We start from the raw sequence: 26,134 nt of genomic DNA, 5'->3' as shown, positions 1-26,134 counted from the left end.
CAGTGAGGTCTCAGTGAGCGGCCACGCCTGCGCTGCCGGCGGCATCCGCACTTGTCGCACGGCTGCCGCTGACATGCTTGATCACGAGCGCACCGGCGGCCAGGAATGCCGGCACGGCGAGCAGCGTAAAGATGGTGTCGAAGCCCAGATGCAGGCGCAGCAGTTCGGCACCGAGCAACGCCCCGGTGATGCCACCGAAGCGGCCGATGCCCAGCATCCACGCCACCCCGGTGGCCCGGCCCTGCGTCGGGTAGAACGCCGCCGCCAGCGACGGCATCGACGACTGCGCCCCGTTCATCGCGGTGCCGGCGAGGAAGATCAGCACGCCTAGCAGCACCTGGCTGCCGGTGCCCTGGCCCACGGCGTAGATCAGCACGCCGGTGGCGGCGTAGGTGATGGCGATCACCTTGTTCGGATTGAAACGGTCCATGAACCAGCCGGCCGCGATGGTGCCGATGCCGCCGCCGAGCGGGAACAGCGCCGTCAGGAATGACGCGTGCTGGATCGAGAAGCCGGCGTCCTTCATCAGCGTGGGCATCCAGCTCGTCAGCAGGTAGAAGATGACCAGGCCCATGAAGTAGGTGCACCACAGCATCGCCGAACCCAGGCGATAGCCCGGCGCCAGCACCGTGCCAATGGCGGACCGGGTCGCGGGCGCCTGCTCGCCGACGATGAAGGCATTCGCTGCCCCCAGGTCCGCGCCGGTCACGCGCCGCAGCAGCTGGCGGATCTGGTCGGCGGGATAGTTGCGCACCACCATGTAGCGCACCGACTCAGGCAGCAGCACCACCAGCAGCAGCGCGAGCGCAAGCGGCACGATGCCGCCGAGCAGCAGCACGCTGTGCCAGCCGAAGTGCGGGATCATCGCGGCGGCGACAAAGCCGCCGGCGGCGGAGCCGAGCGGAAAGCCGCAGAACATGGTGTTGACCAGCACCGCCCGGCGGCGTTGCGGCGCGAACTCGGCGGTGAGCGTCACGGCATTGGGCATGGCGGCACCCAGGCCCAGGCCGGTCAGGAAGCGCAGCACCGTCAGCCAGCCCAGCGTGGGCGCGTAGGCCGTGGCCAGGCTGCAGGCGCCAAAGAAGAAAACCGACAGCACCAGCACCTTCTTGCGGCCGATGCGGTCGGCCAGCGGACCGGCAAAGATCGCGCCGAAAGCCAGGCCGAACAGCGCCGCGCTCATGACGGGCCCGAGGGCCGATTTCTCGATCCCCCAGTCCTGCACCAGCGCCGGCGCGATATACCCGATGGCGGCGGTATCGAAACCGTCGACAGCAACCACCAGGAAGCACAGCACAAGAATGAGCCACTGGTAGCCAGTGAATCGCTGTCCGTCGATCAGGGCCTGGACGTCCGCGACGCCAGCCTTGGATGGGAGGGATTGAGGCACTGTTGTCTCCGTCTGCCTTGGAAATCGCGCAGTGCGCCTGCAAGCAGGCACGACCAACGCCAGGAACTTGTTCTAATAGCGAACTAACGTTCTCTAACTGAACGCATCTTAGGCAACGGGGATCGGGGCCAAGAATTGGCGTTAACCCGGCAAAAGCAGTCGGATTGGGGCGCAAGGATTCACCAGTAGTTCCCGCCTTATCCAGCCCTAAATCAACTCTCAGAACAATCAGAAGATGTTTTCTTCCATAGATTCCTATGGTCGAGAAATTTTCCACCTGACCCCGACTGATGAATAAGGAAATTTCATATCGAAAGCGCCAGCCTTCAATTTACATTCCGGGAATCCGTGAAGTCAGGAACCTGGCGCCCCCAGCAGGCCGGAATCAACGCGTCCATCCGCCGGTCAAATGCTCAAGTTGGCCTCACCATCTCCCATCCCGATGCAACGCCTGTTACTCATCCTGGGCGCCGTGCTGCTTGCCGCCGGCGCCGCCTGGCCCTGGCTCGCCAAATTGCCGTTCGACCGCCTGGGCCGCCTGCCCGGCGATATCCACATCGTCCGCGACGGCTTCAGCTTCTACCTGCCGATCACGACCTGCATCCTGGTGTCGGTGGTGGTTTCGGTGGTGATCTGGCTGCTGCGGCGCTAAGCCCGCGCCAACGGCATCAGTCCGCCTGCGCCTCGGTGCGGAACACCGCCACCGCCCGCTGCATCTGCAGCGCCTGCTCCTGCAATGACTGCGCCGCGGCCGCGGCCTGCTCCACCAGCGCCGCGTTCTGCTGCGTGACCTGGTCCATCTGCGCCACCGCCTGGTTGACCTGGCCGATGCCGCTGCTCTGCTCGCGCGAGGCCTGGCTGATCTCATCCATCATCGCCGTGACCCGGCCGATAGCGGCGACGGTGCCGGCCATGGTCCCGGCAACGTCCAGCGCCAGCGTGTTGCCCGCGGCCACGCGCTCGCCGGATTGCGAGATCAGCATGCGGATCTCCTTGGCCGAGGCGCCGGTGCGCTGCGCCAGCCCGCGCACTTCGCTGGCCACCACCGCAAAGCCGCGGCCGGCCTCGCCGGCGCGCGCCGCTTCCACCGCCGCGTTCAGCGCCAGGATATTGGTCTGGAAGGCAATGCCGTCGATCACCGCGATGATGTCGGCGATGCGCCTCGAGTCGGCGTCGATCGCCTGCATGGTCTGCTGCATGCGGCCGACCGCGTCGCCGCCGGCGCGCGCCGCGGCAGACGCCTCGCGCGCCAGCGCGCTGGCCTGCGCGGCATTGCCGGCGTTCTGCTGGACGGTGGCGGTCAGCTGCTCCATGCTGGCCGCGGTCTGCTCCAGCGACGACGCCTGCTGCTCGGTGCGCTGCGACAGGTCGATATTGCCCTGCGCGATATCGGCCGCCGCGGCCAGCACGTTGTGCGCGCCGGCCTTGGTGTCGCCGATCAGCGTGCGCCAGCCAGCCGCCAACGAAAGCAGGTGCCGCTTGATCTCGCTCAGCTCGTCGCGCCCGTTCACCGCGAGGCGCGCGGTCAGGTCGCCCGCATTGATGCGCGCGACCATCGCGGCGACCTCGCTTACGTCGGCACGCATGCCGCGGCTGAAGCCGATGAACAGGTAGAACGCGGCGGCCACCGTTACCAGCGCAATGCCGGCCAGCCACGCGGTCTGCCGGGCCTGCGCCGCGGCACGCTGTGCCAGCATCTCGCTGGCGATTGCGGCGAATTCGCGGCTGGCTTCCGCCACGCCTTCGATGGCGGCGGTGGCTTCGTCGAAATAGGCCCTGGCCTCGATGTCGATGCCGGCCGCGCCCAGCATGCGCACCTGCAGCGTGCGATGGAAGCGGTCCATCGCCTCCAGCCGTGCCAGCGCGGCATCGATGCGCGTACGGTAAGCGGGCGCGGCCTTGCCGACGCGAGCGATATCGCGCCGTATCGTGTCCAGCCCTGCGCGGATCTGTTCGGCCAGCGCACCCAGTCCCGCCTGCTGCACGGCATCGGCATAGCCACCCTGCGCGATGATGCCGGCGCCGCGGCCGCGTGCCAGCGCGCTCTGTTCTGCCAGTTGCGGCAGCGGTCCCGTCAGCAGGCTGACCAGGTAGTACGAGCCGGTCTCGCTGTCCAGCGCCAGTTGCGAGCGCTCGGCCACGTCGGCGATATACGCCTGCGTCTGCCGCACCAGCGCGCTGTGGCGCTCGAACAGCGGCTTCGCCGCGGTGTCCAGCCCAGGGCCGCGCAATTGCTGCCAGTCCTGCTCCAGCTGGCCCAAGCCTGGGGCGAGCGCAAAGCCGGGATTCTGTGCAATGCTGCGCGCCAGTGCGGCAAGGCTGGCCGCTGCCTGCCGATCGGCCTTGTCGAAGGTGGCGCGGAAGGCGGCATTGCCGGACAGCACCGCATGCGCGGCGCCACGCCGGACCTGGACCTCGCGCATGAAGTCGAGCGCGTGCGCGACCACTGCCAGCCCGCGGATTTCCTGGCTGGTGGTGCGGCGCGCTTGCGCCGCATCGCGCAGCGCCACGGACATCGCGCCGACCAGGGGCACCAGGAACAGCACGGCAATCAAGGCCAGCTTGCGGCGGATATTCAGGCGCGCCATCAGGCGTTCGGCGGGAAGGAAGAAGGGGGGCATCGATGGTCTCGGAGGGGCTGGGTTTCCCCTGCTATCGGCCCGGTTTGGCGGTGCTGAAGCGCAGATGTCCGGGTTTTTGACCATGCGCAAATGCGGTGCGACCAAAGCGCTGAAGTTGGGCAGAACGCGCGCCGAACCGGGGCATGCCGCCCTGTTGGCGGGCGGTTTTTTTTCGGGCATCGCCGGTCGGATTACAGCTGTGCGCCGATCAGCGAGGCCAGGCGGTCGCGCAGCCGTTCCCGCCATGGACGGTTGCGCCACGCCTCATAGGTCATCGCCCGCGACAGCTTCAGGTCTTCCTCGAAGATCCGCGTCTGCTGCGCGGCAAACGTCGCGTCAAGGATGTTGAGCGTGGCCTCGTCATTGAGGCGGAACGAACGGTTGTCGAAGTTGGTGGACCCCACCGAGACCAGCAGGTCGTCGACGATCAGCACCTTGCAGTGGTACATGGTCGGCGCGTACTCGGCGATCAGCGCGCCGGCCTTCAGCAGTTCGCCCCAGCGCGCCCGCGACGCGGAGCGCACGGTTTCCGAGTCGATATGCTCGCCCGGCACGATCACCCGCACCCGGACACCTCTTGCCAGCGCCGCCAGCAATGCCTTCTCGGTGAGCGCGTCGGGAACGAAATATGCCGCGGACAAATCGATGGTGCGCGCCGCGGCGGTGATCGCCAGGTGGTACATCAGCGCCATGCTCTCGCTGCCGCCCGTCGGCGAGCTGCTGAACATCTGCGCCCGCCCATTGCCGACCGGCGCCAGCTCGGGAAAGTAGTCGGAGCCGTGCGGCACCGCGCCGCTGACCTTGATCCAGTTGTCCAGGAACACTGACTGCATCTGGCCGACCACCGGGCCTTCCACCTCGAAATGCGTATCGCGCCAGTGCCCGGGGTCCTGCGCATGGCCGGTCCACTCCGGCGCGATGCCGACGCCGCCTGTAAAGCCGATGCGGCCGTCGACCACCAGCACCTTGCGGTGGGTGCGGTTGTTGAGCTTGCCGATGGTGTACCAGCGCACCGGATGGTAGCGCCGCACATCCACGCCGGCACGGGTCATCAGGTCGAGCGCGCCCTTGTCGATCTTGGAACTGCCGACCGCGTCCAGCAGCACCTTGACGCTGACGCCGGCCCTGGCGCGCTCGGCCAGTGCCTGTGCGAAATCATGGCCGATATCGCCCGACCAGTAGATATACGACTCGAAGTTGATGGTCTTCTGCGCGGCGCGGATCGCACCCAGCATCGCCGGGAAGATCTCGTCGCCGTTCCTGAGCACGCGGTAGCGGTTGCCGTCGACCACCGGCGGGCCCAGCAACACGCCCAGCTCGCGCGCGAACTGCGGGTCTTCCAGGCTGTAGAGGCGGTCGAGGCGGCGCTCGATGCGCTTCTCGCCGCCGACCAGGTTGTAGGCGACGATGCCCGCCAGGGCAAGCAACACGATGGCGGCGGCAAACGCGAACATGCGGCCCCTTGTCCGAAACCTGGGAAAGACGCGGCGGATCACGCAGGCACCATGATGTGGGGCGCGGGGTTGCCCGCGGCGGATGTAGTGGCCGATACAGGATAGGCGTTATCGGCGCGCTTGTGGCATCCGGCCCGCGCCGCGCCCGCGTGGCACGCGCCTGCGTTCGACCATGCCGGCGGTCGGAATGGCCTGCCGCATGGCGTCGGCGAACAGGCGCAGCTTGGCCGGATAGAAGCGCGCATGCGGATAGACCAGGTAGATCGGCAGAGGATCGGCCTGCCATTGCGGCAGCAGGTGCAACAGCCGGCCGCTGGCGATGTCGTCGGCAAAGATCCACGACGAGCCCACGGCAACGCCCAGTCCCAGCCGGGCTGCCGCATGCAGCGCGTACAGGCTGTCCGTGCTCATGCGCGGCGCGAACGACAGGCCCTGGCGCGCCTCGGTCTGCAGGTTCTGCAGCACGATCTCGTTGCGGTAGAACGTGCGCAGCGCCAGCCAGGGCAGGCCTTCCAGGTCCTGCGGCCGGCGCGGCAGCGGCTTGCCGTCGAACAGCGACGGCGCGGCGATGACCGCGCGCGGCACTTCCGCCAGGCGCACGGCGACCAGGCCGGGTTCATGCACCTCGCCCACGTGGATCGCGCAATCGATGGCCTCGGCGATGAAATCCGGAGTCCGGTCGTGCAGCAGCCATTCGACCGCGACCTGCGGATATTGCCGCAGGTAGTCCGCCAGGGGGCCCACCAGCACCTCCTGCCCGAACGCGTGCGGCACCACCACGCGCAGCGTGCCGCTGGGGGCGTGGCCGACGCCGCGCACGTCGGCTTCGAAGCGGGCCCAGTCGGCCACCAGTTCGCGCGCGCGCTCGTAGCAGCGCGCGCCGTCTTCGGTCAGCTTCATCGCATGGGTGGACCGCTGCAGCAGGCGCACGCCCAGCAGCCGCTCCAGCGTCTGCAGGCGCCGGCTGATGGTGGGCTGGGTGGTCTGCAGCTGCGCGGCGGCCAGCGACAGGCTGCCGGCCTCGACGATGCGCACGAAGGTCTGCATCAGGTCGATGCGGTCAGCGCCGGGCGCACCGCGGATGGCGGCGGCAGGGGCGGCGCTCGGGTTGGTGGCTGGCTGGCCTTTCATACGCGTCTCGTATAGCCATTGTTCATCCCGCACGTCTACCAGAATCGGCGCGCGTGGACAACACTTCGGGCCATCCCAACCCTTTTGCGAACCGCGCAAACCCGCCATGTCCCCTGTTCCCGCAACCTCGCCCGCCGCCACGCTGGCCAGCCCGGCTGTGCCTGGCCGCCTGGTCCTGCTGCTCGCCACCGGCGCCGGCCTGGCGGTGGCGTCGCTGTACTACAGCCAGCCCATGCTCGGCGTGATGGCCCCGGACCTGCACGCCAGCGATGCCACCGCCGGTGCCATCCCCACCCTGACGCAGCTCGGCTATGCGCTGGGCATCCTGCTGCTGGCGCCGCTGGGCGACCGCTATGACCGCCGCCATATCATCGTGGCCAAGGCGGTGGCGCTGGTCGGCGCGCTGCTGCTGGCGGGCCTGGCGCCGGGCATCGGCATGCTGCTGGTGTCGAGCCTGGTGGTGGGCCTGTCCGCCACGCTGGCGCAGGACATCGTGCCGGCGGCCGCCGCGCTGGCGCCGGCCGCGCAGCGCGGCAAGGTGGTCGGCACCGTGATGACGGGGCTGCTGCTGGGCATCCTGCTGTCGCGGGTGGTCAGTGGCTTCGTCGCCGCGCACTTCGGCTGGCGCACGATGTTCATGCTGGCGGCGGCCAGCATCGCCGCGGTCGCGCTGGTGGCGCGGCGCCAGCTGCCGCGCTTTGCCCCGGCCACGACGCTGCCGTACCGCGCCCTGCTGGCCTCGCTGGCAGCACTGTGGCGGCAGCATGGCGCGCTGCGCCGCGCGGCACTGGCGCAGGGGCTGCTTGCGGTGGGCTTCAGCGCGTTCTGGTCGACGCTGGCGGTGATGCTGCATGGCGCGCCCTTCCACCTGGGCAGCGAGGCCGCCGGCGCGTTCGGCCTGGCCGGGGCCGCCGGCGCGCTCGGCGCGCCGCTGGCCGGCCGCCTGGCCGACCGCGGCGGCCCGGAACGGGTGACCCGCGCGGGCGCGGCGCTGGCGGCGCTGTCGTTTGCCGCCATGCTGCTGACCCCGCTGGTGCCGCCGCAGGCGCAGCTGTGGCTGATCGGCGCCAGCGCCATCGGCTTCGACCTGGGGGTGCAGGTGGCGCTGGTCGCGCACCAGACCATCGTCTATGGCATCGACCCGGGCGCGCGCAGCCGCCTCAATGCGGTGCTGTTCGTCTGCATGTTCACCGGCATGGCCGCCGGCGCGGCGCTCGGCAGCCTGGCGCTGGCGCGCTTCGGCTGGACCGGCGTGGCCGCGCTGGCCACCGCCGCTGCCCTGGCTGCGCTGGCGGTGCGGCTGCTGCCGAAGGGCGCGGCGCAGTAAGCCGGAACCGGCCCTATGCCGCGGGCGCGGCCCCTTCGCCGGGCGTGCCCGCCTCATCGCCCTGCGCCGGCGCCAGCGGCACCTCCACCGTCAGCGCCGTGCCGCCGGGCGCCGAGCGGATCTGCAGGCGGCCGCCGATCGCCGCGGCGCGCACCTGCATATTGCGCAGCCCGCGCCCGCCGCGCGTGGCCTCGGCATCGAAACCGCGGCCGTCGTCGGCCAGCGTGATGCGGATCGCCTGCGTGTCCGCCTGGGCGGTCACGGTCAGCGTGCGCGCCGCAGCGTGCTGCAGCACGTTGGTGATGCCTTCCAGCAGCAGGTATTGCAGCTCCTGCACCTTGCGCGCGGAGAAATGCGGCAGCACCGGCAGGCGTTCGACCTCCCAGCGGATCTCCAGCCCGGCATCGGCGATGCGCGGCCCCAGCCGGTAGCGCAGGTTGCCCAGCACCGCCGCCAGGTCGCCGCCGGTGTCCTGCATCGCATCGATCGAGAGCTTCAGCGAATCCAGCGCATGCCGCACCTGCGTCGCCACCTCCGGGCCGCTGGCCTTGCCCGACTCCAGCATCGACAAGGTCGTGACCAGCTGGCTGCCCAGGCCGTCGTGCATGTCGCGCAGGATGCGCCCGCGTTCGCGCAGCGCGGTTTCTTCGGCGGCAATCTTCTGCGTGCGCGCAAAGGCCGCGCGCAGCTGCGCCTCGCGCTGCGCGACGCGCTCGGTCAGCACCTGGTTGGCGTTCTGCAGGCTCTGTACCGCGCTGGTGTAGCGTTCCACCAGCATCCACGCCATCACCACGCTGAACGGCACCGAAACATAGCGGGTCATCGAATGGACCCAGTAATAGTCGCCGGTCAGCCAGACCTTGATCCAGTCCGCCAGGAACAGCACCGCCGACACGCCCACGGTGACGGCCAGCAGCGTCGCCTCGCGGCTGGGCCGGCGCAGCGCGCCCCACACCATCGCGCCGGCCACGGTCAGGATGATGCCGACCTTGACCAGCCAGCTCAGCGGAAACACCAGCGGATGGCTGGAGATGGCGGCCAGCGGCGCAAGCACCGGCAGCGCCAGCCACAGGTAAGCGTTGAGGGTGCGATGCAGCCAGCGCCACGGCACCCGGATCACCAGCAGGCAGAACCTGGCGATGGCGCCCAGGAACACCTCGCGCGCGGCAGCGACGACATAGCCGCGCACTTCCGCCGGGATGGCAAGGTCATCGACGAAGTAGTCGAGCAGGCGAACGCTCCAGGCAACTTCGGCCAGCCCGTACAGGCCGAACAGCGGATCGCGCTGGCGCCACCAGATCAGCAGCGCCAGCCCGCCCAGCACGACGCTGAGCACCGCCGCGATCAGCGGGCCGACCACGCGCAGCAGGAAGGCCCGCTCATACTGCGCGCGCACCTCGGCGGCCGGGCCCACCGTCACCGGCAGCAGGCCCGAGCGCGCATAGGCGCGCGCGGCCACGGTGATGCGCAGCAGGTTGCCGTGCGTGTTGGCCAGCTCGGGCGGCACCGCCACGTAATACGGGCGCTTGGCCAGCGCCGACGCCGGCGCGTCCAGGCGTCCGCCGGCGGCGATCAGCACGCCGTTGAGGCGTACCTCGTAGCTGCCGCCGGCCCACGGTACGAACAGTCCGCCGGGCGCCGCCGCGGGCCAGTTGCGGTCGAAGCGCAGTTCGTAGACCACGGTGCCGGACTTGCCCGGCATCACCCGGTCCCAGTAGTCGGGCAGCGTCAGCGCGCGCGCCGGCAGCACGGTGCCGTCGGCGAGCGTGGCCGCGCGCGTGGCCTCGGCCAGCACCATCGTTTGCGCCGCCGCCATGCCGGGCAGCAGCAGGCTGGCCCACGCCAGCAGCAGGGCAAGCATGGTGCGCACGGATGGCGGCCAGGACGGCATGGCGCGCTTACAGGGACTTGAGCAGGCCGAGCTTGGCCGCCTCGAACACGGCCTCGCCGCGCGATCGCACCGCCAGCTTGCCGTAGATGTTCTTGATGTGCGATTGCACGGTATGCACGCTCAGCCCCAGGTAGCGCGCGGTTTCGGCGTAGGTATAGCCGCGCGAGATCAGGTCCAGGATCTCGTTCTCGCGCACCGACAGCACTACCGCGACAGGGGCCGCGGCATCGCGCGCCACTGCCTCCGGCGGCGCGCCGCGCAGCCGGTTCACCACCTGCCGCGCGATCAGCGGGCTCATCGGCGAGCCGCCCGCGCGCAGTTCGCCGATCGAGGCGGCGATGCGGTCGGTGGTTTCGTCCTTGAGCAGGTAGCCGATGGCGCCGGCCTCGATGCTGGCCAGCACATGCTGGTCGTCGCCGAACACCGTCACGACCATGCAGTCGCAGGCGCGATAGCGCTCGCGCGCGTTGCGGATCACGTCGATGCCGCTGCCGTCGGGCAGGCCGAGGTCGCACAGCAGCACGTCGGGCTGGTGCTGCGCCAGCCACGCCTGCGCCTCCGCCACGGTGGAGGCGCAGGCCGCCACCACGGCATCCGCCGCATGCAGGTCGACGGCCTGCACCAGCCGGCGCAGCGCCAGGGGGTCGTCTTCGACGATGAGGACTCTTGTTGTGCTTGCCATGCCTGTATTCCCGAGCCACGCCGCGATGCGAGCCCCTGCCCCTCTGTGTTGCCGCGCGGTGCGCTGGTTGGGCAAGTTGCGCCGGCACGACGGCGGATTCTGACATATCCCGCCCGCGCGCGGACGGCCCGGCGGGCCCGTTCAGGGTAAACGCCGCCGCCCGTACCCATCGCACGGCCGCACGGTGTTGCCCATCCCATATTCAGGGGAGGCGGCGCGCCGGGGCTGCTCCTATGATCGCGGCAAAACAGCCCCGCCCGTCCGGATGACGGCCGGCAGCGCGGGCAACAAAGACATGACGGGAATACGGGGAGCATGACCGTGACAGACAAGACAGCCGGCACACCGGCGGCACGGGAAATCGGGGAAGCAGAGGGGAAAGCCGCGCGCGCCATCCCGCCAACGGCCGCGCTGCGGCTGGCTGGCGGGATGGCGGCATGCGGGCTGGTGGCGCTGCTGGCGGGATGCCTTGCCACCGCGCCGAACGCCGCCGGCGTGTCCGCCATGGAACTGGACCCCGGCCGCAAGGGCGCGGTGTCCGGCGTGGGCCTGGAGGGCCACGACATCGTCGCCATGGCCGACCAGATGATGCGCGACATCCTGGCGCAGCCGCGCTTCGCGCCCGGCCGCGACGGCAAGCGCCCGCGCATTGCCCTGGACGGCGCCAACTTCGTCAACGACAGCGCGCAGCCGCTGGACCGCCAGCTGATCGTGGACCGGCTGCGCGTCAGCCTGAACCGCGCCGCGCAGGCGCGCATCCAGTTTGTCAGCACGCAGACCGCGCTGGTCGAGCGCGAACGCCAGGCCAAGCGCAGCGGCGCCACCGACGCCGGCACGCTGGGGCTGGCCCGCGCGCGCCTGGGCGCCGACTACAGCCTGTCGGGCCGGATCGGTTCGCTCGACAGCCGCAGCGCCACCACCGGCATGGTGCAGCGCTATATGCAGATCTCGTTCGAACTGGTCGAGGTGGAAACCGGCGAACTGGTCTGGAGCAACATCTATGCATTCCAGCGCGCCGCGGCAGACGATGTGGTCTATCGCTAGCCGCTGCGGCGCGCTCGCCGCGGCATCGCTGCTGGCCGCCTGCGCCGCCACGCCGCCCGCCCATACCGGCTGCACGCCGTGGCAGCAGCAGCGCGCGCGCCCGGCCCTGCCGGTCTCGTTCCTGTCGCCGGAGCTTGCCGCCATGGTGGCGGTGCCTGAAGCCGGCACCGCGCCTAACGCCAGCGGGCTGAGCGCGGTCCACGCCGCCCTGCACAACTGCACCGAATTCGACGTCGCGTTGCTGGTGCGCACGCGCTTTCGCGCGACGCAGCCGGCCACAGCGGCTGAGCCGCCCAGCGCCTGGCACACGCTGGTGCTGCCGCCCCGCACGCAGGTCGACTACGCCGAGCATGCCGTCATGGCCGGTTCGGTGCCGGCCGCACTGGAAATCCTCGACGCCCAGCGCGCGCAGCAGCCCTACCGGCCGGGACAGCACTATCCGGTCCTGCCCGGGCCCGCGCGGCCGTGACCGCCCCTGGCCGCCGCCGGGCCAGCAGCACAGACATCCTCTAACGCCTTTTTCATGCCCCAGCCATGACCGTTGCCCACTTCATGCCACGCTTTGCTTCGCTCGCCACGCCGCTGGCCGCCCTCCTTGCCACCCTCCTGGCCGCCGGCTGCGCCGCGCCGCCGATGGCGCTCAAATCCACCCGCACCGGCGGCGACAGCGCGCCCGTGGTGCGCGCCGACGTGGCCGGCAAGGCTGACCTGGCGGGCCTGAACGTGGGCGATACCGTCGCCGTTTCGCCGGGCAACAACAAGGTCGTGGTGGCCTCGACCCCGCTGGTCTACACCCTGTATGAAGACGGCATGGTGACGCAGGCCGAGGTCAGGCGCCAGCAGCTCACGGTCAACCGCAAGGACGCGCCGCGCATCGAATTCATCAAGGGCGAACTGCACCGCGGCGACTTCATCCGCCGCGAGATCCTGCTGGACCTGCACAGCAAGGACCCGGACGAGTTCAACCGCACCATCCACTTCCTCGCCTTCAACCGCGGCGACAAGGCCTTCCGCGGCGACCTGACGGTCTATGACCTGCTGCCCGCCGAGCTGGACCTGGTGAAGCTCGGCAGCGCCAACAAGTACACCGACCAGACCATGGTCAAGGGCGTGCTGGGCGGACTGCCGTTCCTGTCGCTGGTGACGCTGGCCATGGACAACTATTCGCGCTCCGACGAAGCGGTGCCGATGCGCCATGAACGCCTGGACCAGGTGCAGAAGTTCAGCTTCCAGCGGCTGGTGCTGGAGCCCGGCCAGGCCGTCGGCTTCACCATGCACGTGCGCTACCAGTTGCCGGGCGAAGCGGAACTGGCCGATCTGCGCGAAACCGCGGCGCCGCTGGCGCGGCAGCAGTAAGGAGCAGCGGTGCGGTTTCGCGACACGGCCGCGGCATGGCGGCGCGCCGGCGCGGCGCTGTTGGCGCTGGCGCTGGCCGCGCCACTGTCCGGCGCGGCGGCCTGGTTCGGCAGCGACGAGAAGCGCCTCGCGGCCGAGGCGGACCGCTTTGTCGCCGACAAGCCCGCCGAGCTCCAGCGCATCCTGCATACGCTGTACATGGAGGGCGAATGGAATGCGGTGCTCAACCTCGACCTGCTCGGCCTGGCCGCGATCGAGGCCGGCCGGCCGCGCCTGGCCGAGCGCGCCTTCGACATGGCCGCGGCACGCATCCTGCGCGTCTATGCCGACGACCCCCATGCCCGGCAGGCGCGCTCGCTGTGGTCCGCCGAGAGCGTCAAGGACTGGAAGGGCGAGCCGTACGAACGCGCCATGACGTTCTACTACCGCGGCCTGCTCTACGCGCACGCCGGCGACTACCAGAACGCCCGCGCCGCCTTCCTGCAGGCCGATATCCAGAACGCCTTCGGGCAATACGAACAGCCTGACGGCGGCCACGGCAGCTTTGCGCTGATGGCATGGCTGGCGGCATGGGCCTCGCAATGCGCCGGCGACCCCGCGCGCGCGGCCGAACTGGCAGCCCGTGCGGCCGGTGCGGCCGAGCCGTTCTACGCGCAAACCCGTGGCGCGCTGCCGCGGCACCTGAGCCTGTTCGAGGCCGGCCTCGGGCCGGAGAAGGTCACGCTCGGCGAGACCAGGAGCCTGCTCGGCTTCCTGCCGCAAGGCGCGGCCCCGGGCGCGCCAAGGATCGGCTACGGCGCGCAGGTGAAGCCGCTGGCCGCGGGCACCGCCGCCAGCCTGGACCGGGTCGCGCTGACCCGTGGTGGGCGGCCAATCCAGGGCATCCTGGACGGCAAGGCGGTGTTCAAGGAAAACACCGCCACGCTGGCGGACGCCGCCGGGGCGTTGTCGTCGGGCCTGGCGCAGGCGGCGGTGTCAGGAGCCAGCAGCGGCAACGCCAGCCTGGCACAGGGCCTGGGCGCCGCCGGGGCGGCCGGCTCGCTGCTCAGCCTCGCCGCCGGGGCACTGTCCGGCGCGGCCAATGCCGAGGCCGATACCCGTTACTGGGCGTCCTTGCCCAAGACCATCTATATCGAGGCGCTGGCCGCCCCGCTGGCCCAGCCGGCGGTGCAGTTCAGCTTCGCCGCCGGCGGCAAGCCGCGCGCGGCGCTGCTGCAGGGCCGCCAGGGCGACTGCTCGCTGGCCTGGGGCCGCGAGCATTCCGCCTTCGATGGCGAGCACGGCGGCGTGGCCAACCCTGCGCCGTGGCCGGCCGAACCGGTCGAGTCCGGGCGCGAACGCGCCAACGCCGTGCTGCGCAACGAGCTGCTGGTGCTGCCGTTCGAGCCGTAACATTCCAGACCCGTTCGGGGGATGCCGGCCTCAGTTTCTCGACCGTTGCGGCGCTTTTGGCAGTTCTGTTGGATTTTGCAAGATGTACGCATACAATGCCCCGGCGTCAGCCGATAGAGCTGGCGGACCTGGAGAAGAAGCAAAATGCAGACGGGAAAACTGATGGCAGGGCTGGTCCTGGCCGGGTTGCTGGCCGGTTGTGAGTCAATGGATGGCGCAATGTCCTCCATCAACGGCGTGCTCGACGGCACCGGCGACGTGCTCAGCGGCGACTTCCGCATGCTGGCCGACCCCAAGCCGGCTTCGCTGGGCGACATCTGGGCCGACTGGAAGAAGAACGAAATCACGGCGAAGAAGAAGTGGGACGCGCAGGCGATCCTGGTGTCGGGCACGGTCTCGCGCATCACCAAGGTGGACGGCCTGAGCATCACCAACGACACCATCGCGGTCTACTTCAAGGATTCGGTCAATCCGCAGTGCACCGGCAAGGCGCTGATGCGCGATGCGATGCTGGTCAACCAGAAGAAGATCAGCAACCTTCAGACCGGGGACAAGATCAACGTGACCGGCGTGCTGGCGACCAGCGATTCCGAGTCGTACAACAGCAGCAACAAGGAATGCTATTTCGCCTTCGCCAAGTCGAAGATCGAAGCGGCGCCGGCAAGTACGGCAGCCGCCAGCACGGCGGCCCCGTCGAAGGCCGCCACCGGCGCCAAGTCGAAATCTACCAAGACCAGCAAGAAGTAAGCAGCCCCGCGCGGGACGCGCGCCGGCGGCCGGCATGAACCGGCCGCCGCGCTCCATGCCCCCTGTGCCTGCCCCGCCGCGTGCGCGCCACGCCACATGCCGCCGCCAAGGCTGCATCCCTTACACGCTCTGAAACCGTTGCACGGACGTCCGTCTGCCCGCTTCACGTCTGCCGGGGCTCCGAGGCCATTCGGCCGCACGGTACGAATCTTGCCCCAAAGCTGATATCCGCCCGCGGTGCCGGTGCGATTTTGCGCCGGTTTCTGCACATGGCGTTTTACTTGTCAGGAAATCAGCATGGGCTACTACTACGATGAGCGTGAAGCGCGCGACCAGCGCGAGCGCCGCCAGGCATGGGACGACGATGACTGGCAGCCGGAATCGGAACGCGACCGCTGGCAAGCGCAGCGCCGACGCCAGCAAATGACTCCGGGCCAGACCAGCTACGGCGGCCCCGCCCGCCCGGCCCGGGAATTCAATGAGCAGTACGGCGCCAGCCGCTACCCCGACTATCCCCGCGAGGGGCGCTACGGCAGCGACCTGCGCTACGGCCTGAACGGCGGCTACGGCTGGGAACGTGCCGGCGAATGGCGCGACCCGCAGGCCTGGGAACGCGACGACGAATACGCGGAACAGCAATGGCGCCAAAGCGCCGAACGCGCCCGCGAGCCGCGCGAGCGTTATCAGGCGCGCGAACGCTATGAGGGCCGCGGATCGTCACGCGACGAGGGCCGCGAGCGCTACTTCAGCGATCTGCGCAGCGACCGCCGCTACTGGACCGACCCGGACGACGACGAAGAGGAAGAACACCGCTACACGGTGCAAAGCCACAGTCCGGGCTATCGCCAGTACGCACAGCGGCGCGGCTGGGAGACCGACGAAGATCGCGACGACGACCGCGAGCACGGCATGCTCTACAACCTGGGCCGCCGCATCGGTGAAGTGGTGGGCGACTTGTTCGGCACGCCCGACGAGCGCGAACGCCGCTCCGGCCCGCGCGGCTACCAGCGCAGCGACGAACGCATCCGCGACCAGATCTGCGAGCGGCTCAGCTACGCGCGCGGCGTCGACGTGAGCGATGTCAGCGTCGACGTCAACGACGGCGTGGTGTCGCTGACCGGCAGCGTGCGTGACCGCGGCCAGAAGTACTACATCGAGGACATGGCCGACGGCACCTACGGCGTCAAGGAAGTCAACAACGACATCCGCGTGCGCCGCGACAGCGACCGCCCGGGCGAGTCGTCCGGCGGCGCCAGGAGCGCGACCAGCGCAGCCAGCGCGGCCAGCACGAGCAGCGCCGGTAGTGCGGCCGGCACCACCGGCAGCACCGGCGGCAGCACCACCAGTCCGAGCGGCAGCACCTGGCGCGCATAAGGCGAGCAGCCGGCGGAGCCTTCCGCCGGCTTTTTTTTGCATCCCCTCATCGCCCATCCCGCATGCCCGCGTCCACGCTGAAGATCGCCACCTTCAACATCAACGGCATCCGCAGCCGGGTGGGGGCGCTGTGCGACTGGCTCGCGCGCGAAGCGCCGGACATCGTCTGCCTGCAGGAACTGAAGACCGCCGACGAGAGCTTTCCGGCGCGCGAGATCCGCGACGCCGGCTATGGCGCGATCTGGCACGGCCAGAAGTCCTGGAACGGCGTCGCCATCCTGGCGCGCGGCGCGGAGCCGGTCGAAGTGCGCCGCGGCCTGCCCGGCGACCCCGACGACAGCCACAGCCGCTACCTGGAGGCGGCGGTCGCAGGCATGCTGATCGGCTGCCTTTACCTGCCGAACGGCAACCCGCAGCCGGGGCCGAAGTTCGACTACAAGCTCGCCTGGTTCGAACGGCTGATCGCGCATGCGCAGGAACTCTTCGACAGCGGCCACCCGGTGGTGCTGGCCGGTGACTACAACGTGGTGCCGACCGACCAGGACATCTACAACCCGCGCTCCTGGCGCAAGGATGCCCTGCTGCAGCCGGAAAGCCGCGAGGCCTACGCGCGCCTGCTGGCGCAGGGCTGGACCGATGCGCTGCGCCAGCACCATCCCGACGCGCCGATCTACACCTTCTGGGATTACTTCCGCCGGCACTGGCAGACCAACTCCGGCCTGCGCATCGACCACCTGCTGCTGAGCGCCGAACTGGCGCCGCGGCTGCGCGACGCCGGCGTCGACCGCTGGGTGCGCGGCGAAGACCACCCCAGCGACCATGCGCCGGCGTGGGTGGTGCTGGGCCCGGCGGCGCGGCGCAAGCGCGCGGGCTAGCCCGTGGCCTCGGCCACCAGCTTGTCGCGGATAAAGCCCAGGAAGGCACGCACGCCCTCGGGCAGCGTGCGGCCCGCCAGCGTCTGCAGTTCGATCGCCCGGCTGCGCATGCCGCGTTCGCGGATCGACGCCGCATGCAGCTCGCCGCGGCGCAAGCGGTCGCCCACGGTCACGCTGCCCGAGATCGACAGGCCGCCGCCGTGCAGCACGAAGCTGGTCAGGGTCTCGAAGTGGTTGGTCACCAGCACCGGCTCGAACACCATGCCGCGCTCGCCGCAAGCCAGGTCGAACAGCTGGCGCACGGTGTTGTCGCCTTCGGGCAGCGCCAGCGGGTACGGCTGCATCTGCGCCAGCGTGACGCTGCGAAAGCGCGCCAGCGGATGATCGGGACGCATGATGGCGATCACCGGCGCGGCCTGCCGGTGCGCGATGCGGATGCCCTGCTCGGCGGCGCGGCTGTACGTGATGCCGATATCCGCGTCGCCGTGCAGCACGATGCCCGTGACATCGGCGGGAGGCGCCACGCGCACGTGGAACTGCAGGCCCGGATAGCGCTGGCGGAACTCGGCGATGATGCGCGGCAGGAACTCGATCGCAAACCCGGCGGAACTGGCCAGCCGCACCCGGCCGCGGCGCAGGCCCTGCAGCGCGGCGATCTCCGACACCACGCGGTCGGCTTCCAGCGCGCCGCGCAGTGCGTAGGCCGCCAGCAGTTCGCCGGCGGCGCTGGCCACCATGCCGCGCGGGCGGCGATCGAACAGCGGCACGCCGAGCAGGGCCTCGAGCGCGGCGACCTGCCGGCTCACCGCCGACACGGTCACATTGAGCCGTTGCGCGGCCTCGGTCAGCGAGCCGCTGCGGACCACTTCCAGGAAATAGCGCAGCGAGGTGTCCTGCAGACGATGCGACAACATGGGGGCGGGCTCCGGCCGGTTTGCGTTTTACGCAAGGATATTTGAAAAATTCGTCGATTGCGGGAAAGCACGGGTCGCTCGTATGCTTTCCCCACACATCACCGGAGACCCCGCGCCATGGCGCCTGCCCAAACCCCCGCTACCGCTGCCGACCCGATCACCGACCTCGATGCCGTCGCGCTGTCGCGCGCCATCCATGCGCGCGACGTCTCCTGCATGGAAGTGCTCGATGCCTTCCTCGGCCAGATCGACCGCCACAACCCCCGCGTCAACGCCATCGTCGCCATGGTGGACCGCGACACGCTGCGCCGGCAGGCTCGCGCGCTGGACGACGATCTGGCGCGCGGCACCAGCCGCGGCCCGCTGCACGGGTTCCCGCAGGCGCCCAAGGACATCAGCCCGGCCGCTGGCATGGTCACCACCAAGGGCTCGCCGATTTTCGCCGGCCAGGTCAGCGACGCCGATGCCGTGATCTTCGAGCGCATGCGTGCCGGTGGCGCGATCTTTGTCGGGCGCACCAACTCGCCGGAATTCGGCCTCGGCGGCCACACCTACAACCCGGTCTACGGCACCACCCGCAATGCCTTCGACCCCACCCGCTCCGCCGGCGGCAGCAGTGGCGGCGCCGCGGTGGCGGTGGCGCTGCGCATGCTGCCGGTCGCCGACGGCTCGGACATGATGGGGTCGCTGCGCACGCCCGCGGCGTTCAACCATGTCTATGGGCTGCGCACCTCGGTCGGCTGCGTGCCGCACGGCCCGGGCGACGAAGTGTTCTTCCAGCAGTTCAGCGTGGCCGGACCAATGGCGCGCAACGTGCCGGACCTGGCCTTGCTGCTGTCGGTGCAGGCCGGCTTCGATGCGCGCCTGCCGCTGACGCGCCGCACCGAGGCGCCCGGCAGCTTCGCGCTGCCGCCCGAGCGCGACTGGACCGGCGTGCGCATCGGCTGGCTCGGCGACCTGGGCGGGCACCTGCCCACCGAAGCGGGCCTGCTCGACACCTGCGTGCAGGCCCTCTCCCACCTGCGTGCGCTCGGTTGCGTGGTCGACGCGGCGCTGCCCGACTTCGACCTGGAACGCCTGTGGCGCGCATGGATCGATTTGCGCAGCTTCTCGGTAGCTGGCGCCAACGCGGCCCTGTACCGCGACCCCGCCAAGCGCGCACAGCTAAAGCCCGAGGCGGTCTGGGAAATCGAACGCGGGCTGGCGCTGCCCGGCACGCGCCTGTACGAGGCCATGGCCGAACGCAGCGCGTGGTACCAGGCGCTGCGCGCGCTGTTCGAGCGCTTCGATTACCTGGTGCTGCCGGCCGCGCAGGTGTTCCCGTTCGACGCCAGCTGGGACTGGCCGCACGCCATCGACGGCCGCGACATGGACACCTACCACCGCTGGATGCAGGCGGTGGTGCCGGCCACCATGGCCGGGCTGCCGGCGCTGGCCGCGCCCGCCGGCTTCGGCCCGCAGGGGCTGCCCGCCGGTATCCAGATCATCGGCCCGGCGCAGGCCGACGCCGCGGTGCTGCAACTGGGCCATGCCTACGACCAGGCCGGCGGCTTCTCGCGCGTGCGCAGCCCCTGGCTGGGCTGAGCCCCGCTGCCCATCGATTCCGCTTGCCTCCCATTCCCATAACTGCCGCTGGAGTGCCACGATGACTGCATTGCCCCCGAAGCTGTTTCTCGCCTGCGCCACCGCCCTGGCGACGCTGTCCGCCGCGCCCGCCGCCCACGCGCAAACGTGGCCGGAGCGCCCGCTGCGGCTGGTGGTGCCGTTCGCTGCAGGCGGCGCCACCGACGTGCTCGGCCGCCTGCTGGCGGTCGGCCTCGGCGAAAGACTCGGCCAGCCGGTGGTGGTCGAGAACAAGCCCGGCGCCAGCACCGTGATCGGCGCCACCCAGGTGGCCAAGGCCGCGCCCGACGGCTACACGCTGCTGCTGGCGGCCAGCACCACGCTGACGCTGAATCCGGCGATCCGCCAGAACCTGGGCTACGACCCGATCAAGAGCTTCACCCCGCTGGGCCTGATCGCCGACATGAGCCTGGTGCTGGTGGCCAACCCCGACACGCAGATCGCCTCGCTCAAGGACCTGGTGACACAGGCCAAGGCCAACCCGGACAAGTTCTCCTACGGCTCGTTCGGCGCCGGCTCGTCGGTGCATTTCGGCGCGGAGATGCTCAAGGCCGCCACCGGCATCCGCATGGTCCACGTGCCGTTCAACGGCAGCGCGCCAAGCCTGACCGCGCTGGCCGGCGGCCAGGTGCCGGTGGCGGTCGATACCGTGGTGGCGACCCTGCCACTGATCAAGGGCGGCAAGATCCGGCCGGTGGCGGTGCTGTCGCCGCAACGCCTGCCGGCGCTGCCGCAGGTGCCGACGGTCGCCGAAAGCGGTTATCCGGGCTTCCAGATGGGCACCTGGTTCGCACTGATGGCGCCCGCGGGCCTGCCCGCGCCGGTGCAGCAGAAGCTGGAAAAGGCACTGGCCGACGTCGCCAATTCTCCCGCCACGAAAGCGCGCATGGTCGAGCTGGCGTTGACGCCGGCTTATGGCAATGGGGCGGCGGTGAAGGCGCGGGTGGAGAAGGAATTGCCGGAGATGCGGGCGGTAGCGGCGCGGGCGGATATCCGGGCCGAATGAGTTGCCTCACGCGCGCTCGGCGCGCCCGCCATCGACATGCGCCGCGAACCCCATGGCTTGCGGCGCCACCTCTTGGCGCAGCGTGAGCTGCGGGATCAGGTAGTCCCCGCCGTTCTGCCGCCGGAACGGAATCGGCGCGGTCGTTCCCAGCGCATCCAGCCGCTCGCCCAGTTCCTCGCGAATCCGTGCAAAGCGCGCCGCATCGACCTTGCCGGTCCGATAAACCACGTAAGGCGGCAGCACGTCGAACCCGGGGTAGTGCAGGATGCCGTGGTGGATCGGGAACAGGATGTCGTCGATCGGGCCGTTGATGCCGCGTGCGCTGTAGTGCGATTCCCAGCCGCCGGCGGTGACGATCAGCATCGCGCGCTTGCCGGCGAGCGTGCCCTCGCCATAGCGGTCGCCCCAGCGCTGGTCCGAGTGCTCGCCGACGCCGTAGGCAAAGCCATAGGCATAGACGCGCTCGACCCAGCCCTTCAGGATGGCCGGCATCGAGAACCACCACAGCGGGAACTGCAGGATCACGGCGTCGGCCCAGCGCAACTTGTCCTGCTCGCGCGCGATGTCATCGCTCTGCAGCCCGTTGTCGAACGCATGCTTCGAATCCAGCGACGGGTGGAACGGCGCGTCGGGCTTGGGAACCTTCGAATCCGAGGCGTCGAGCTGCGGCTTCCATTGCATCGCGTACAGGTCCGAGACCTGGACTTCGTGGCCGGCGTCGCGCAAGCGCTGCACCGCAAAGTCGCGGATGGCGCCGTTGAGCGAGCGCGGTTCGGGGTGGGCATAGACCAGCAGTACCTTCATGTCGGTGGCTTCACAAGTTTTGGTGAAGCCAGCATAGGCCGTGGTCCGGTATATTAGAAATGAATATCCGATATTCCAGGTATTGTCATGACTAATTCCGCGGCCAGCCTCAGGCGGCTCGACCTGAACCTGCTGCTGACCCTCGACGTGCTGCTGTCCGAGCACAACGTGACCCGCGCGGCCGAGCGGCTGCATCTTTCGCAGCCTTCGGTCAGCGTCCACCTGGCCCGGCTGCGCGACCACTTCGGCGATCCGCTGCTGTTGCCGGGGCCACGCGGCATGCGCCCCACCGCCAGGGCGGAGGCGCTGCGCGAGCCGTTGCGCGAAGCGCTGGCCGCACTGGCGCAGGCTGTTTCTGCCGACACCCCGTTCGATCCCGCCACGTCGACCCACACCTGGCGCGTGGCAGCGACCGACTATGGCGAATCGACCATCGTGCTGCCGGCGCTGCAAGAGCTGCGCAAGGCCGCGCCCGGCGCGCGGCTGGCCGTGGTGGAGATGGTGCCGACACGCATCGCCCGGCAGGCCGAGCGTGCCGAACTCGACCTGGCCTTCCACACCACCGAAGGCTCGCCACCGGCGCTGCACCGGCGCGCGCTGTTTACTGAGCGTTATGTGCTGGTGGGCCGCGCCGGCCATCCGCGCCTGAAGCGGCGGCCCACGCTGGCGCAGTTCTGCGCGCTCGAGCACGTGATCGTGTCGCCGGACGGCGGCGGCTTCCATGGCGTCACCGACGACGCGCTGGCCCGGGCCGGGATGCAGCGCCGCGTGGTGCTGTCGGTACCGCACTTCCTGTTCGTCACGGCGGCGCTGGCCGGCACCGACCTGGTGGCGATGCTGCCCGAGCGACTGGTGCGCGGCGCTCCTGCATTGCGCGCTGTGGCACCGCCGGTCGAAGTGCCGGGCTACGAGATGTCGATGCTGTGGCCCGAGCGCGTGCATCGCGATCCGGCGCACCGCTGGCTGCGTGAACACATCGCCACATCGGTGTAAGCGTCTTTCTTATCTCTGTTTTGCATACAAAACTGGAATACAATCATCGCTTTCAACGTTGCGGCATGGCCAGGCCCTGCCGCCCCAGTTTTGGAGGAGATCATGACGTTTTCGGAAACCGGCCTGACGTCCCGCCACGTGGCCGCGCTCGCGCCGATCGAGGACTACCTGCAGGGCCATATCACCGGCAAGGCCGAGTTCATGTACAAGGCCTTCACCGCCGACGCACGCATCGTCTCGTTCCGTGACGGCAAGCTGCATGCGCTGACGGTCGAGGAATTCGCCACGGCGCGCTGCCCCGGGCATCCGGCCGCGGACGAAGCCCAGCGCAAGCGCTTCATCACGCAGTTCGACGTGGTCGGCAACGCCGGCGTGGCCAAGGTGGTGCTGGAATACCCGGGCGTGACCTTTACCGACTACATGACGCTGCTCGAGATCGACGGCGTCTGGAAGATCGTCAACAAGACCTTCAGCGCCGCAGCGCGCTGAGTCCGGACTACATCCCGGGCCTGCCGCGGCTCAGGCCGGCAACACCGCTGTCGCTTCGATCTCGAACAGCATGTTGTCCAGCGCCAGCCGCGGCACCGGGATCAGCGTGCAGGCCGGCGTCGGCCGGTCGCCCCACATCTCGCGCAGCGCCGCGCCGAAGGTGCGCAGGCGGTCGTGCGAATGATCCACCACCAGCACCGTAAGCTTGGCCACGTCGCCGACGTCGGCACCGGCCGCCTGCAGCGCAATGCGCAGGTTGTGCATGGCGCGCGCCACCTGGCGCGGAAAATCGAGCGGCAGGCAGCCCGCCGCATCCTCGCCGCCCTGCCCCGACACATAGATGATGCGTGCCGGGCCTTCGACCAGGGCCACGTGCGAATAGCCGTTGGGCCGCGGGTCATACAGGCCATCGGGGTTGAGCAGGCTCAGCGATTCATTGGGGCGCGCGAAGGGCACCGCCGGCGTGACCGGCAAGGCGGGCAACGCGGGCATGGCGGGCGAGCGCAGGGATGAAGGCGAGAAGGGAAACATCGTCATTGTCATCGGCTTGTGGAAGGCGTCTCGGACAGAGGAGCCGCCAGTATCAAACCTCAAGTTAGGTTAAGGTCAAGCGCGGCCATGGTGGTAGCATGGGCATTCCTGCGTTCCTCCGGTGACTTCCCTTTGCCATGGCCTCCAGGCAACCGCCCCCCTCCCCGCGCCGGCGCCGCCCCGCGCCCTCTGAAGAACTGCTCTCCGTTGGTGAAGTCTCGGCGCGCACCGGCATTGCGGTGTCCGCCCTGCACTTCTATGAAGCGCGCGGCCTGATCGCCAGCACCCGCAGCGGCGGCAACCAGCGCCGCTATGCGCGCGCCGTGCTGCGGCGCCTGGCGGTGATCCGCGTGGCCCAGCGCATGGGGCTGCCGCTGGCGGTAATTTCCGACGCCATGCAAAAGCTGCCCGACGGCCGCGCACCCACGGCGGCGGACTGGCGCAAGCTCTCCGCCAGCTGGCGCGATGACCTCGATGAACGGATTCGCACGCTCACGCAATTGCGCGACCAGCTGGATGGGTGCATCGGCTGTGGATGCCTGTCGCTGAAGGCGTGTCCATTACGCAATCCGCAGGACGCGCTGGCGGGCGAAGGGCCGGGGCCCCATTTTGCGGAGTGAGCCTGCGCGGGCAGGGCCGCGCCGGCTTACTTGAAGGTCTCGAGGTAGGCCAGCAGATCGGTGATCTGCTGATCGTCGCCCAAACCCCAGAACCGCATCTTCGTGCCCGGCACCACCTTGCCGGGCGAGCGGACGAAGGCGCGCAGGGTGTCATGCGACCACACCACCTTCGACGCGCGCATTGCGTCCGAATACTGGAAATCCGTCGTGCTGCCCGCGGTGCGGCCAAAGATTCCGTTCAGTTGCGGACCAAAGCCCGCGCGCGCATTGCGCCCGACGTGGTGGCACGAGGCGCAGCGCGTGGCAAACAGCGCCTTGCCGGCCTGGAGATCGGCGGCGGCCATGGCGGCGGTGGGAATGGCGGTGAAAGCGGTCAGTGCCAGCAGGGTGGCGGCGGTACGGCGCATGAGCAGCTTGGAAGGAAAATGCCTGGACAACGGGTTGGGATGATACAGGCAAGGCCCGCGCGCCCCGCAGGCGCGGGGTTACACCACGTCACACTTGCAACACTTCGCGCGCCCCATATTACAGCCCGCGCCCCTACAGTGAGCCCATGTCCAACGCCCCTTGGGAGGCAGCCATGAAACGAATCATCGCAATGGCGGTAGCAGGTGGTGCAATGCTGGTGGCCAGCGCTGGTGCTTACGCCGGTGTGAATATCGATATCGGCATCGGCGTGCCTGGCGTGGTGGTGGCGCAGCCGGCGCCGGTCTACCATCCGGCTCCGGTCTATGCGCCGGCGCCAGTGTATGCGCCCGCTCCCGTGGCCTACGCACCGCGCCCGGTCGTGGTTGCGCCGCGGCCCGTGGTGGTGGCGCCGGTGCCGGTGCGCTACGACAATGACCGCGGCTATCGTCGCGCCTACTACCGCGGCCATTACCGCGATGGGTACCGCGACGGCTACCACGACCACCGCCGCGAATGGCGCGGGCGCGAGTGGGGGCACCGCCATGGCGACCACGACGACCACGGCCGCGGCCACGGACGCCGCTGGGACTGAGCCCCGCCATGGCGCGGCGGGCGGGCGCGCGGCCACCGGCTGAAGCGTCCGCCTGCAAGGATTCGCCAGTCACGCTACCCTGTCGGCAATTTCCAATTCGGGCCGGGGCCATGGCCTCGCCCCGGCCATGCCCAGGAGCAGCCATGCCACAACCCCTCAAGATCGACTTCGTCTCCGACATCGCCTGCCCCTGGTGTGCCATCGGCCTGTCTTCGCTGCAACTGGCGCTGCAGCGCGTTGGCGATGCGGTCGACGCCGAGATCGTCGTGCATCCGTTCGAGCTGAACCCCGGCATGCGCCCCGAGGGCGAAGCCATCGTCGACTATCTCGGCCGCAAGTACGGCCGCACCCCGGCGCAGATCGCCGAAACGCAGGCGATGATCCGCGACCGCGGCGCCGCCGTGGGCTTTGCCTTTGGCCCGCGCACCCATGTCTACAACACCTTCGACGCCCACCGCCTGCTGCACTGGGCCGGACTGGAAGGCAAGCAGCTGCCGCTGAAGCAGGCGCTGCTGCGCGCCTACCATGCGGACGGCAAGGACCCCAGCAACCATGACGTGCTGGTCGACGCGGCCCAGTCCGTCGGCCTGGATGCCGCCGCGGCACGCAAGGTGCTGGCGGGCGGCGACTATGCCGACGCGGTGCGCGCGGAAATCGAGGAATACCAGCGCATGGGCATCCAGTCGGTGCCGTCGATCATCTTCAACGACCGCTACCTGGTGACCGGCGGCCAGCCGGTGGAGGCCTTCGAGCAGGCCATCCGCGACATTGCAGCCGAAGCGCAGCAGGCGCAAGGCTAGCCTATTGCCTTGCCCGCCAATGCAAGTGGCCCGCCCGGTAACCCGGGCGGGCCACTCTGCTTTCGGCGCA

Annotated in this window: 26 protein-coding genes; 16 read left to right on the top strand and 10 right to left on the bottom strand. The window is 69.7% G+C overall.

The features are described from left to right. Positions 1 to 10 precede the first annotated feature (10 nt). Positions 11 to 1,390 (bottom strand): MFS transporter, encoded by a 1,380-nt coding sequence (locus U9J39_RS01915; RefSeq protein ID WP_115713991.1) that lies wholly within the window; start codon positions 1,388 to 1,390, stop codon positions 11 to 13. Positions 1,391 to 1,832: 442 nt separating this feature from the next. On the opposite strand from U9J39_RS01915, the gene U9J39_RS01910 reads away from it, so the two are divergent. Next, complete coding sequence (locus tag U9J39_RS01910; protein ID WP_115682339.1) at positions 1,833 to 2,042, top strand: DUF2905 domain-containing protein; 210 nt, start codon at positions 1,833 to 1,835, stop codon at positions 2,040 to 2,042. A 16-nt stretch (positions 2,043 to 2,058) separates the two neighbouring features. On the opposite strand, the gene U9J39_RS01905 is transcribed toward U9J39_RS01910, so the two are convergent. From U9J39_RS01905 to U9J39_RS01895, 3 genes are all read right to left on the bottom strand, one after another. Continuing rightward, positions 2,059 to 4,011 carry a methyl-accepting chemotaxis protein gene (locus tag U9J39_RS01905; protein ID WP_326346387.1) on the bottom strand — a complete coding sequence of 651 codons (1,953 nt, stop codon included), beginning with the start codon at positions 4,009 to 4,011 and terminating at the stop codon, positions 2,059 to 2,061. A 191-nt stretch (positions 4,012 to 4,202) separates the two neighbouring features. Beyond that, positions 4,203 to 5,465, bottom strand: coding sequence for a phospholipase D-like domain-containing protein (locus tag U9J39_RS01900; RefSeq protein WP_326346386.1), 1,263 nt, complete (start codon positions 5,463 to 5,465; stop codon positions 4,203 to 4,205). Between the two features lie 108 nt (positions 5,466 to 5,573). After that, complete coding sequence (locus U9J39_RS01895) at positions 5,574 to 6,596, bottom strand: LysR family transcriptional regulator (RefSeq protein WP_115682336.1); 1,023 nt, start codon at positions 6,594 to 6,596, stop codon at positions 5,574 to 5,576. A gap of 106 nt (positions 6,597 to 6,702) precedes the next feature. On the opposite strand from U9J39_RS01895, the gene U9J39_RS01890 reads away from it, so the two are divergent. Then, positions 6,703 to 7,923: an MFS transporter gene (locus U9J39_RS01890; RefSeq protein ID WP_115713995.1), complete on the top strand. Its 1,221-nt coding sequence runs from the start codon at positions 6,703 to 6,705 to the stop codon at positions 7,921 to 7,923. Positions 7,924 to 7,936: 13 nt separating this feature from the next. Here U9J39_RS01890 and U9J39_RS01885 read toward each other — a convergent pair whose 3' ends face one another. Further along, complete coding sequence (locus U9J39_RS01885) at positions 7,937 to 9,784, bottom strand: sensor histidine kinase (RefSeq protein ID WP_326346385.1); 1,848 nt, start codon at positions 9,782 to 9,784, stop codon at positions 7,937 to 7,939. A gap of 37 nt (positions 9,785 to 9,821) precedes the next feature. After that, a complete protein-coding gene (locus U9J39_RS01880) occupies positions 9,822 to 10,496 on the bottom strand; it encodes a response regulator transcription factor (RefSeq protein ID WP_326346384.1) in 675 nt (224 codons plus the stop codon). A gap of 321 nt (positions 10,497 to 10,817) precedes the next feature. Here U9J39_RS01880 and U9J39_RS01875 point away from each other — a divergent pair, with 321 nt between their 5' ends. From U9J39_RS01875 to xth, 7 genes are all read left to right on the top strand, one after another. Beyond that, on the top strand, positions 10,818 to 11,540 hold the full coding sequence (locus tag U9J39_RS01875) for a penicillin-binding protein activator LpoB (RefSeq protein WP_240987775.1): 723 nt from the start codon (positions 10,818 to 10,820) through the stop codon (positions 11,538 to 11,540). Then, positions 11,524 to 12,009 (top strand): hypothetical protein, encoded by a 486-nt coding sequence (locus tag U9J39_RS01870; RefSeq protein WP_326346383.1) that lies wholly within the window; start codon positions 11,524 to 11,526, stop codon positions 12,007 to 12,009. Before U9J39_RS01875 ends, U9J39_RS01870 begins: the two co-directional genes overlap by 17 nt. Before the next feature lie 65 nt (positions 12,010 to 12,074). Beyond that, on the top strand, positions 12,075 to 12,896 hold the full coding sequence (locus tag U9J39_RS01865) for a hypothetical protein (RefSeq protein ID WP_240987774.1): 822 nt from the start codon (positions 12,075 to 12,077) through the stop codon (positions 12,894 to 12,896). A gap of 9 nt (positions 12,897 to 12,905) precedes the next feature. Beyond that, on the top strand, positions 12,906 to 14,288 hold the full coding sequence (locus U9J39_RS01860; protein ID WP_326346382.1) for a hypothetical protein: 1,383 nt from the start codon (positions 12,906 to 12,908) through the stop codon (positions 14,286 to 14,288). A gap of 219 nt (positions 14,289 to 14,507) precedes the next feature. Continuing rightward, positions 14,508 to 15,035 carry an OB-fold putative lipoprotein gene (locus U9J39_RS01855; RefSeq protein ID WP_240987773.1) on the top strand — a complete coding sequence of 176 codons (528 nt, stop codon included), beginning with the start codon at positions 14,508 to 14,510 and terminating at the stop codon, positions 15,033 to 15,035. Between the two features lie 297 nt (positions 15,036 to 15,332). After that, positions 15,333 to 16,409: a BON domain-containing protein gene (locus U9J39_RS01850; protein ID WP_326346381.1), complete on the top strand. Its 1,077-nt coding sequence runs from the start codon at positions 15,333 to 15,335 to the stop codon at positions 16,407 to 16,409. Positions 16,410 to 16,471: 62 nt separating this feature from the next. Continuing rightward, positions 16,472 to 17,284: an exodeoxyribonuclease III gene (gene xth / locus U9J39_RS01845; RefSeq protein WP_115714002.1), complete on the top strand. Its 813-nt coding sequence runs from the start codon at positions 16,472 to 16,474 to the stop codon at positions 17,282 to 17,284. Here the strand turns inward: xth and U9J39_RS01840 are convergent. Continuing rightward, on the bottom strand, positions 17,281 to 18,198 hold the full coding sequence (locus tag U9J39_RS01840) for a LysR substrate-binding domain-containing protein (RefSeq protein WP_116313925.1): 918 nt from the start codon (positions 18,196 to 18,198) through the stop codon (positions 17,281 to 17,283). The genes xth and U9J39_RS01840 overlap by 4 nt on opposite strands. Before the next feature lie 117 nt (positions 18,199 to 18,315). On the opposite strand from U9J39_RS01840, the gene U9J39_RS01835 reads away from it, so the two are divergent. Together U9J39_RS01835 and U9J39_RS01830 are read left to right on the top strand one after the other, a co-directional pair. Then, positions 18,316 to 19,782 (top strand): amidase, encoded by a 1,467-nt coding sequence (locus tag U9J39_RS01835; RefSeq protein WP_116313924.1) that lies wholly within the window; start codon positions 18,316 to 18,318, stop codon positions 19,780 to 19,782. 61 nt (positions 19,783 to 19,843) lie between these two features. Continuing rightward, positions 19,844 to 20,827 carry a Bug family tripartite tricarboxylate transporter substrate binding protein gene (locus tag U9J39_RS01830; protein WP_115714007.1) on the top strand — a complete coding sequence of 328 codons (984 nt, stop codon included), beginning with the start codon at positions 19,844 to 19,846 and terminating at the stop codon, positions 20,825 to 20,827. 6 nt (positions 20,828 to 20,833) lie between these two features. Here the strand turns inward: U9J39_RS01830 and U9J39_RS01825 are convergent, their stop codons facing one another. Next, positions 20,834 to 21,631, bottom strand: coding sequence for an NAD(P)H-dependent oxidoreductase (locus U9J39_RS01825; RefSeq protein WP_115714008.1), 798 nt, complete (start codon positions 21,629 to 21,631; stop codon positions 20,834 to 20,836). A gap of 87 nt (positions 21,632 to 21,718) precedes the next feature. Here U9J39_RS01825 and U9J39_RS01820 point away from each other — a divergent pair, with 87 nt between their 5' ends. Then, positions 21,719 to 22,624 carry a LysR family transcriptional regulator gene (locus tag U9J39_RS01820; protein ID WP_115714009.1) on the top strand — a complete coding sequence of 302 codons (906 nt, stop codon included), beginning with the start codon at positions 21,719 to 21,721 and terminating at the stop codon, positions 22,622 to 22,624. A gap of 102 nt (positions 22,625 to 22,726) precedes the next feature. Then, complete coding sequence (locus tag U9J39_RS01815) at positions 22,727 to 23,113, top strand: nuclear transport factor 2 family protein (protein ID WP_115702201.1); 387 nt, start codon at positions 22,727 to 22,729, stop codon at positions 23,111 to 23,113. Positions 23,114 to 23,143: 30 nt separating this feature from the next. Here the strand turns inward: U9J39_RS01815 and U9J39_RS01810 are convergent, their stop codons facing one another. Continuing rightward, positions 23,144 to 23,650: a RidA family protein gene (locus U9J39_RS01810; RefSeq protein ID WP_240987772.1), complete on the bottom strand. Its 507-nt coding sequence runs from the start codon at positions 23,648 to 23,650 to the stop codon at positions 23,144 to 23,146. 131 nt (positions 23,651 to 23,781) lie between these two features. On the opposite strand from U9J39_RS01810, the gene soxR reads away from it, so the two are divergent. Continuing rightward, a complete protein-coding gene (soxR, locus tag U9J39_RS01805; RefSeq protein ID WP_326346380.1) occupies positions 23,782 to 24,264 on the top strand; it encodes a redox-sensitive transcriptional activator SoxR in 483 nt (160 codons plus the stop codon). 26 nt (positions 24,265 to 24,290) lie between these two features. On the opposite strand, the gene U9J39_RS01800 is transcribed toward soxR, so the two are convergent. Further along, on the bottom strand, positions 24,291 to 24,671 hold the full coding sequence (locus tag U9J39_RS01800) for a c-type cytochrome (protein ID WP_115681889.1): 381 nt from the start codon (positions 24,669 to 24,671) through the stop codon (positions 24,291 to 24,293). A 173-nt stretch (positions 24,672 to 24,844) separates the two neighbouring features. Here U9J39_RS01800 and U9J39_RS01795 point away from each other — a divergent pair, with 173 nt between their 5' ends. Together U9J39_RS01795 and U9J39_RS01790 are read left to right on the top strand one after the other, a co-directional pair. Beyond that, positions 24,845 to 25,264, top strand: coding sequence for a hypothetical protein (locus tag U9J39_RS01795; protein ID WP_172581858.1), 420 nt, complete (start codon positions 24,845 to 24,847; stop codon positions 25,262 to 25,264). A 143-nt stretch (positions 25,265 to 25,407) separates the two neighbouring features. Further along, positions 25,408 to 26,064 (top strand): DsbA family oxidoreductase, encoded by a 657-nt coding sequence (locus U9J39_RS01790; RefSeq protein ID WP_116313922.1) that lies wholly within the window; start codon positions 25,408 to 25,410, stop codon positions 26,062 to 26,064. Positions 26,065 to 26,134 lie beyond the last annotated feature (70 nt).

This window comes from Cupriavidus sp. SS-3 (assembly GCF_035818815.1).
GTDB classification, from domain to species: Bacteria; Pseudomonadota; Gammaproteobacteria; order Burkholderiales; family Burkholderiaceae; genus Cupriavidus; species Cupriavidus taiwanensis_C.
This window is presented reverse-complemented; position numbering and strand designations above follow the sequence as displayed.